A 9,396-nucleotide genomic window follows, 5' to 3' on the forward strand; every position below is an offset into this window, starting at 1 on the left:
GGCCAGTGCCGTGGCTTCAGTGGCGGACAACTCTTCCATCGAGTGGCAGACGATGACGCGCCGCAGGGGCCCGGCCGGCTGCCGGAACTCCTCGGCTTCGGGGCGGCCGATGACCACCCGGGCCGTGTCAGGGCTGTGCCGGCGGAACCAGGAGTCCTGCGCCTGCCCCCAGACGCCCACCCAGTCGGCCAGCACGGGGACGTAGTTGGCCTCGTTGGGCGTTCCGTGCACCAGGGTCATGGTGGGAATGCCGTGTTGCTTCGCGGCCCAGACCAGCGGCCAACAGTAGTTATGCCGATCGAAGTCGGTCAGCACCAGGGCGGCGCCGGCAACGGCGTCCAGCGCCGCGAGGTAGCGCACCGCCTGGGCCAGGAAGAGATACTCCCTGTACACCCTCGCCGCCGGCAGGGACCGCAGGGCTCCCCCCGGCAGGGCGCGCCGGAGCTGCAGGGCGCCGCCCAGCCGTTTCCAGCCCGAGACGCGCGCCATGGAGGCCGGGGCCAGTCCGGGGAAGGACAACCCCGGGCGCAGGTCCGAAGAGGCGTGCCTGGCGTCCGCCACAAGTTCCACCGGGAGGCCCTTCAGCGCCTCCGCAACGGCCGAGCCCAGGACAACGCCGTGGGCCACGGGGTTGGCGAACACTGTCCAGACGGCCCCGTCAGCGGGCCGGCCCGTGCCACCGGACCGGCGCGCGGCACCGCCCACAAGGGCGGCGAAACCCGCGGCCGCGCGTAGAAGCTGGCGGTCCAGCGATGTCTCGTTGCCGATCGCCAGGGAGGCCGCGACCTCCGCGGCCACTGCCCTGTTATCCACGGCGGAGCGAGGCGAGGTTGTTTCGCAGTGTCCGCCAGGAGGCCAGCACGCTGCCCGCCGCCGATTTCGCCAGCGACTGGAGCCACGGGAAGCCGGGACTGCCCATGGGGGTGCGGGGCCGGTGCGGGAGTGGCGCCGCGTCCCAGCGGGTTGCCGTGAGGTAGTCCGTTCCGTGGGTCTCGTCCGGCTCGAGGTAGGAGCCCTCCGCCCACTCGTTCCAGGCGTTGACGAAGACCATGCCGTGCTGCCGACGTGCTTCGCTGGCCCGGGCAAACTGCAGCCAGCGACGGTAGCCCTCGGGCGAGGAGTCGACGTACACGGTGGAGTTGTTGGACCGCCGCGCGGTGTTGTCCCACCCGGGGGCAACGGCTCGGTAGCGGACGAACCCGGGCTCCGGGCGGCGCATAAAGCGCTCGACCATCCGCGGGTAGGACATGATCCGGCCACGGAAGCTGGGGCTCAGGCCGGCTGGCGGGACCAGTTTGGCGGCGGCGAGGGTGTTGGAACCGACCGGGGGGAACTCGCTGACGGCGTCGAAGCCGAACGGGGCCGGGCGGATTCCGGGCTTGGTCTCGGCCGCGATGAGTTCCAGCGGGCCCACGCCGTGCTGGTCGGCCAGTTCACGCCAGGTCCGCGCGAACTGGGGGGCGTCCGGCAGGTGGTCCACCCGGTGCACCACAATAACCGCGCGCCCGTTGTTGCGCAGGTAGCGCGGATCCCGGAGGTACGGCAGGAAGTCCAGGAAGACCTGTTCTGCCGTGCCCTCCGCGTAGTCCTGGCCAATCAGTACCGACTGGTCCTGGCCGTCCCAGCGGCGCGTCCAGTTTTCGTTGGCCCAGGAAATGCAGAACGGGAAATCGGGCCCGCGTTCCACGTAATCGTCAATGGGGCGTTCCAGCAGCCGCTTGCCGGCGAACCAGTAGTAGTAGAAGCAGAAGGCGTCGACGTCGTTGGCCCGGGCGAGCTCGGCCTGCCGGTCGGCCACACCGGCCACCGTCAGGTCGTAGTAGCCGAAGTCGGCGGGCCGGCGCGGGTGGTCATGTCCGTCGAAGAGGGCGGTGGCTTTCCGGACGTTCGTCCACTCGGTGAAGCCGGTCCCCCACCACTCATCGTTTTCGGGAATCGCGTGGTACTGCGGGAGGTAGAACGCCACCGTGAGGGGACGGTTGGCTGCCTCCGCTGGTACCGGTGCGCCGCCGTCGTCGACCGTGCCCTGGGGCACACCCGACCCGCTCCGGGCGGCAGCGACGACGACGACGCCCACCGCCATGGCGAGCAGCAGGAAGCCCAGCACCTCGTAGAGGGAGCCGCGCAGGACCATAAACAGGAGGGCGCCCACCGGGGCGGCAACGGCCCGGCCGGACAGCGTCGCCGCGGTGCCGGGGAACCGGGGACCTGCCCAGGCCAGGAGTGCGCCCAGCAGGATGAACGCCACGAAGACGCCCAGGAAGCCACCCACGAGGTGGGCTTCGCCCCAGAAAGGCATGGAGACGTTGGTGTAGCCCATCCCCGTCGCCTTGGCCACGACGGGTCCGCTGGCGTGTCCCTGGACCAGGTTGGACAGCACCGGGATCCAGCGCAGGAAGGGTGCGATGAAGAGATCCAGACGGTCCGGCATGCCGGCCGGAATGGACTGCACCGAGACCTCGCGCAGCAGCATCTCGAACGCGTCAAAATCGAAGTTCAGCAGGGTGGCGCTCGGCAGGGATGCGCCCACGGCTGTGGAGCCGGTCCCGTCGCCGCGCATGAGGTCGAGGGTGGGGAACACGGTGACAAACACCAGCACCGTGGATGCCGGCAGCCACCGGAGCCATTTGCTGTTGATCAGGTATGCCGCGACGACCGCCACAACAAAGCTTCCCGTGAGGAACCGTGAACCGATCAGCGGGTTGGTCACGATGGCTCCGGCGACGACGGCCGCCACCAGGAGCTTGCCGGACACCTTGATCCCGCTGCGGTACAGGGCAATACCGGCGGCGGGGATGGCGATGGCGCCGGCCTCGGCGAGGAAGTACAGCGAGCCGCCGCCGGGCAGGTCCGCGACGCGAAGCAGCGTTTCCCGGAAAGCGACACGGCCGGTCATCAGTCCGGAGCCCATCAGTGCTGCGAACAGCAGGCCGGTTCCGACCTGCGCCCACAGCATTGCGGTCATGGCTCCGCCGATCCCCGGCTGCCACCACCGAGGGCCTCGGCCCCGCGTCGCCGGTTCAGACCGCCAGGGCACGCGGCGTGCAGCGAAGTAGCCGATTGCCGCCGCGGCGAGCCCGGCCAGGACCACCTGCTGGGCAGTCGAGAGGGTACCCGCCGTGAACGTTCCCTTCCAGGGGAAACGGTTGGCTGCCAGCTGGAAAGCCGGGGCCAGGGCCATGAAGATGAACGTCCAGGTCCAGAAAATCGTCCAGGCAATGTTGAAGGTCTGGCTCACCACGCAGCGATAGAGCATCACCGAGGTGATGGCCAGTGTGAGGACGGCCTGGATGATCAGCCAGCCGTCGCGGGTCGCCCCGAAGGTGACTGCCCCGGCGCCCCAGAGGGCAAGGGAGAACAGGACCGCAGCGGAGAAGACGCGCACAACCCGCCCGGCGTGGGGCAAAGGCCTGGATGCCGACGGTTGCAACGCTTCAGCCCAGCGGCTGCTCATCAGCGGGGCGCTCATTTGCCGGCCCCAACCGGCTGGCCGGAACGCTCAATGATCGCCGCGTAACGGCGTTGGGCCGGCCGCCGCACGGGCAGCAGCAACAGGGGATGCCTCCGGTAGAACCTCGCGGCGGATGCGACTTCCCGCACCCAGGGCATGAACCTCACGCCGTGCGTCTCGCGGCGCCAGCCGTGGACCCACCGGCACGTCGGATCCACGATGACCGGCGCATTGTTCTGCCAGGCATCCAGACCCATGGCGTGGTCTTCGTAATAGAGGAAGAACCGCTGATCCCAGCCGCCGGTAGATTTGAAGTACTCCGTTGAACCGCAGACCGCTGCCCCCATGGCCCAGGCAACGTAGGTGGGCGCCGGGGAGGTTGACGGCAGGTACGCCTCGGCATCTGCACCGGGAAGGGAGAGCCCGCGGTGGGCGAATTTGTCCATCAGGAACGGCAGGCCCCTGCCGTTGGGCTGCAGGGAACCGTCGGGGTTGACCAGCTGCGGCGCGACGACGGCGCCGTGCGTCCTGCTCATCTCCGCCAGGCGGGGCAGGTCGGCCGCGTTCACGGACACATCCGGGTTGACGAAGGCTACGTAGGGGGTCTCGACAAGCGCTAGTGCGGCGTTGTTGGCGGTGGCGAAGCCGAGGTTTTCTGCCTGGGCGATGACTTCGGCGCCGAGGCCACGGGCCACCGCGACGGAGTCGTCTGTCGATCCGTTATCCACCACGATCCAGCGGTAGGGCTTGGGCGTTTCGGCGGCCCACCACTGTTGAAGGTCAGCCGAACTGTTGTAGCTGACCGTGATGATGGTCCAGTTGGATGCGGTCATGTGAGGGTCCTCCTAGTACGCCCCGCCCAGATGCTGCCAGCCAGAATGGCCAATGAGCGCGCGGGAGGTGAGTGGTGTGCAACGACGGCACGAACGATGATCTTAGCAAGCTCGAAGCTGCCGGTCGGGGATGCAAAAGCGTTGATGATCGGGAGCTTATTTTCCGGCACGGCTGCCCGTTCCAGGACCGTCCGGCACATCCTGGCACGCCAGCCGAAGCGATGCTGGCTGAGGTAATCCAACTGGCGGCCCAGCCCTCCCGCCGCCGCGCCCCGGAGCTTGGAAATGCGGCTGGTCACGGACCGGCCGAGTTCTTCTCCGATGACGTTCGCGGCGTGCTGCTGGTAGTCCTGGACGACGTCGGGCAGGATCTTGATGCCGCCGTCGACGTCGGCGCAAAGCGCGAGCCAGTGGTCGTGATACGCGGCGTCGGTGGGTTCCGGGAACGGCAGCGCCACCCGGAGAAGGGGGGTCCGCAGGACACTCAGGCTCCCGGTAATGCAGTTGTCGAGGAGCAACGGTCCCAGCCCGTGCATCACGCGGACCGTGACGGCGTCCGGCGCGGCAGCGTCGCCGGCACGCAGATCGACAATTCTCGCCTGGCCTGCCACCAGGGCGTGCGATTCCAGTAACGGCACCATGATCTCCAGCTTGCGCGGGTACCAAAGGTCATCCTGGTCCGCCAGGGCGACCCAGCCGGCGTCAGGGTTTGCCTCCGCCAGGACGCGCTCGAAGTTACGGTAAAAGCCGAGCCGGTCAGGGTATTCGTGGACCACAAAGCGGGCGTCCGAGCCGACAATGTCGCGGACCTCCCGGGCCGCGTCCGGGTCACGCCCGTCGATGCCGATGATGCAGGTCCAGTCCGTCAGGGTCTGCGCAGCGATCGATTCCAGTTGCACCCGCAGCAGGCCGGGATCGGGCCGGTAAACGGCAAGGCAAATGACACCAGGTTGTTTAAGCGGCACCGGAGGTCCTCACGTGCGCGGCGAGATGCCGCCGGTTGAGCAACAAAGCCAGAGCGAAGGCAGCAACTGAGAACGCCAAGGTCAGCACAATGTCACCCGTAACGGCGCTCACCGCAAGCGGCGGAAGGCCCAGGGACAAGGTCAAAACCCCGCCGAGCGTGGGCGCCATCGGCAGCCCTGTTCGGCGGCGCAGCCAAATACTCCACATCGACTGGCAGAGGTGGAAAGCCGGTACGGCGGCAGCCACAGCCCACAGCGCGCTGCCCGGCTGCGCGGCAACCATTGCGGCCAGGGCCACGGCGGCCGCCGCTGCCAGGGGCGTGGTGACCGCCAGGAGCCCGGTTCGTCCGCTCAGGAAAACCAGATGCGTGTTGACCAGGTACCCGGTCATGGCCACGGTCGCCGCCGCTACCATCATGGCGCTTTGGACCACCCCGGGCTGGTCGGCCACGGGACCGCCCACCAAGTGGATCACCGGCGGCCCCAGCACCGCGAATCCGGCCAGGAGCAGGAGCACAAGGAGCGCTACCGTCCGGAACGTGCTGCCCAGTAGCGCGGTTCGTTGCGCGTCCGGACTCCGGTAAATCATAGGTGCCCAGGCGTTGTTGACCGCGGCCAGCAGCACCATCGGCGTCGAGCCCAAGGTAATGGCCAGCTGGAGGCCGCCGGCTGCGGCCACCCCGRAGGATGCCACCGTGACGGCCACCAGGACCACCAGCAGCAACGAACTCGCAACCTGGTGCGGCACGGTGGGCAGCCCCACCCGGAACGCGGCAACGGTCTCGTGCAGTGTGATTCTCAGCTTCGAACCGCGGCAGGCCCAGAGCATGGACAGTGCGCCGACGGCCAGGTGTCCGGCCGCAACGAACGGCAGGTAGTTCGCGGCTGTGGCGTCGCTTTGCCAGACGGACAGCAGGCCGAGTCCCAGGGGCGCCACGGCGGAGAGCGCTGCGAAGGCAGTAAATGCGCGGACATTTTCGGCGGCCCGGAACATGGACTGGCTGGCGGTGAGCGCCGTCAGGCCGACTGCGGACACCACCGGCCAGACCACCAGGCCGTGGTGGCCTTCGGGCATCATCAGCGGCGACCACAACGGTGCCGCGCCAATCAGGACGGCCGCCAGCAGGACGGCGAGGAGGGCGCTGGCCGCCGCGATACCGCGCGCCCCGGCCAGGCCCGACTTCTCCACGATGGCGTGGCGGGTGATTGCGGCGGGAAACCCGAGGCCCAGGAGCACGGCTCCGAGCTGGTAGAGCGTGATGGAGACGCCCACGAGGCCGTACTCAAACGGTCCCAGGAGACGGGTCAGCACCGGGGTGAGTCCGAGAGTCACCAGGATGGGCGCCACGGTCGCGACGGCGTAGACGCTGCCTTGCCCCAGTAACTTACGGCCGGCGGCCGGGGCGGCCTGCGCCTGGATAGTACGTGCCGCCACCTAGCGCCTAACCCTTCGATACAACATTAATAAGCACCTTCGCTGGCATAGACAGCGCGGAGGGTGCGGGCAAGAATCCGCATGTCAGTGGTCAGGGACCAGTTCTCCACGTAATAGAGGTCCAGCCGTGCACTGTCGTCAGGGCTGAGGTTATTGCGGCCGCTGACCTGCCAGAGTCCGGTGATCCCGGGCTTCACGTACAGCCGTCGGGTCAGGTGGTTGTCGTAGAGATCAACCTCCCGCTGGATTTGCGGCCGCGGTCCCACCAGTGCCATGTCGCCGGCGAGGACATTGATCAGCTGCGGCAATTCGTCGATCGAGTAGCGGCGCAGGATGCGGCCGAGCCGGGTGACCCGCGGGTCCTTCTTTGCTTTGTAAAAGACCCGGAACCCGTCCTCGGCGTCGAGCACGCTGTCCAGGTTGTCCTGCGCGTTGGCCGCCATGGAGCGGAATTTCCACATCCCGAAGGGTTTGCCGCGCAGGCCGATCCGTTCCTGGCGGAAGAACACCGGCCCCTTGCTGTCCAGCTTGATGGCGATGGCCACGGCGATGAAGACCGGAAGAAGTGCGATGAAGCCGATGGCGGACACCAGGAAGTCAGCTGTTCGTTTTACAAAGAGCTTCGCGCCCTCATAATCGGGCAGTTCCACGTGGACCAGCGGCAGTCCCTCCACCGGGCGGACGTGGATGCGCGGGCCGGCGATGTTGGTGAGCTCGGAGGCAACGATCAGTTCGGCGCGGATTTCCTCCAGCGCCCAGCCGAGGTCCCGGAGGTACTCGAAGCGCTGCTTCGTCTGGCCGGCAACGACGACGGCGTCCGCGCGGGCGCGGAGGACGGCGCTGACAATCGTCTCCGGAGGCCCGACGACGTCGACCACGTGGCCTGCCACGTTCAGCGATCCTGACGCCGGCCCGTCAAGGAGTGCTACACCCACTACCCGGTACCCGGCCTCGGGGAGCTGGTCCAACCTGCGAACCACCCGGGTGATGTCATCGTGGGCGCCGACCACCAGCACGCGGGAGGACTTCTCGCCCTTGCGCCGTTGTTTTGTCAGCCATTTACGCCAGAACCACCGGCTTGCCACAAGGCCCAGTGCCCCTACGGGGAAGGACAACGCCAGGTAGCTGCGCGCAATATCGATCTGGAACACCATGGCGATGATGGCCACGGACCCGAAAACGCGAAGTGTGGCGGCCAGGGTGCGCCGGTATTCGTCGGCCCCCAGCCCAAGGACTTTGGCGTCTGCGGTCTTGTAGGCGACCAGGCACAGGCACCACGCCAGTGCGAGGACCACCGAGAGGAATTCATAGCTGAAATGAAAACTGGATCCCTTGACGGATTCATTGGGTGGCCCAAACTTAGCCGTCTGGGCAAGCATCACGGCCGCCACCACGACGGCGAAGTCCGTTACCCGGAGCCAACGGATATGCCTTTTCAGGACGTTGGTTACCCGGTCGCGGGTCGGAATTTCAGCGGCCGGAACATCGACTGTCGCTAACGTTTCCATGCGTCAGAATTCACCCGCCTTGCAGCGGTTGTGCATGCCACTGACAGTGGCTCGGCAACTTCCCCCAAACAATGTGCTACCCCTTTTTGTGCTGATTGATGCCGGCGCGTTGGAATGCGAAGAGTCCGCGCGGGCACTAGTGCAGAATACACCGCCTAGTAGTCGGCTCCCGGAGTAAGTCATCCGGGCCGCCACCATGGTGAGGCGTCCGCCCTACTTTGTGTGTTTGGACGCCTGAACGTAGGCGTCCATGGTGTCGGACTTCAATGCGTCGGAAACCTTTTTGATTTCATCGAAATCCGGAACAACAATGGACTGGCCGTCAGCGGACGTGCCTACTCCCAAGTTGGGGAGAGTGAACATGGTGACGTTCGACGTCCGGACGTCCTTGAGCTGCACGCCGAGGGCGGCGACGGCTCCGGCGTCCAGGGACTTGTCCACGCTGACGTACGGCGAGAATTTGGTCACGATGTCATTGATGGTGACCGGGTTGGACAGGGTGCCCGCCGTCAGCATCTTGGACATAACGGCCTTGAGGAACGCCTGCTGGTTCTTGACCCGCTGGTAGTCGCCGTCGGGGAAGGCGTACCGTTCCCGGACATACGCCAGAGCCGTTGCCCCGTCCATGAGCTGCTTGCCCTGGCTGAAGGTTTTTCCGGGCATGTGGAAAGACTTGAATTCATACGGCACGGTGATTTCGACGCCGCCCAGTGCGTCCGTCAGCGCCTCGAAGCCGGCGAAGTCCATGCCCGCGACGTGGTCGATGCGGACACCGAAGAGGCCTTCAAGGGTCTGGACCACCAGAGGCACGCCGCCTGTGGGCAGCGCAGCGTTGATCTTGGCTTCGCCTTTGCCCGGAATGTTGATCCAGGTATCACGCATCACGGACATCACGTAGATGTTTTTCCGGTCTGCCGGAATGTGAAGCAGCATCAGGGTGTCCGAGCGCTGGTCGCTCGCCTGTCCGTCCTTGGACGCTTCGAGCGAGGCGCTGCGGGCGTCGCTGCCCATCAGCAGGATGTTCACCGGGGCCGGCTTGCCGTCTTTGCCTTGCGACGCCGCAGGCCGGGTGCTGTCATCGGGGAACGCCGATTCGATCTTCTGCGTGTTGTTGTTGAAATTACTGGCAAGGTTGTAGCCGTAAATGCCGACCGCAGCCCCGGCGAGCACCAGGACGGCCAACACGGAGAGTGCGACTATGAGC

General features: G+C 66.8%; 7 protein-coding genes. All 7 read right to left on the bottom strand.

The genetic code is table 11. From position 1 onward, the window contains the following. Positions 1-813, bottom strand: an 813-nt coding sequence (locus AC1DHD_RS10625; protein ID WP_476879687.1) for a hypothetical protein, incomplete at its 3' end; no start/stop codon positions are given. Next, entirely contained in the window at positions 806-3,385 is a 2,580-nt protein-coding gene (locus AC1DHD_RS10630; protein ID WP_476879688.1) for a glycosyltransferase WbsX family protein, read from the bottom strand. The genes AC1DHD_RS10625 and AC1DHD_RS10630, both read right to left, overlap by 8 nt. Before the next feature lie 80 nt (positions 3,386-3,465). Then, positions 3,466-4,284 carry a glycosyltransferase family 2 protein gene (locus tag AC1DHD_RS10635; protein WP_476879689.1) on the bottom strand — a complete coding sequence of 273 codons (819 nt, stop codon included), beginning with the start codon at positions 4,282-4,284 and terminating at the stop codon, positions 3,466-3,468. Beyond that, entirely contained in the window at positions 4,281-5,249 is a 969-nt protein-coding gene (locus tag AC1DHD_RS10640; RefSeq protein WP_476879690.1) for a glycosyltransferase, read from the bottom strand. The genes AC1DHD_RS10635 and AC1DHD_RS10640 overlap by 4 nt, the downstream gene beginning before the upstream one ends. Beyond that, entirely contained in the window at positions 5,239-6,684 is a 1,446-nt protein-coding gene (locus AC1DHD_RS10645; protein WP_476879691.1) for a lipopolysaccharide biosynthesis protein, read from the bottom strand. Before AC1DHD_RS10645 ends, AC1DHD_RS10640 begins: the two co-directional genes overlap by 11 nt. A 26-nt stretch (positions 6,685-6,710) precedes the next feature. Beyond that, a complete protein-coding gene (locus AC1DHD_RS10650; protein WP_476879692.1) occupies positions 6,711-8,192 on the bottom strand; it encodes a sugar transferase in 1,482 nt (493 codons plus the stop codon). A 213-nt stretch (positions 8,193-8,405) separates the two neighbouring features. Next, on the bottom strand, positions 8,406-9,396 hold a 991-nt coding region (locus AC1DHD_RS10655; RefSeq protein WP_476879693.1), incomplete at its 5' end, for an LCP family protein.

The sequence above is a fragment of the Arthrobacter sp. 05L45_2 genome (assembly GCF_056397525.1).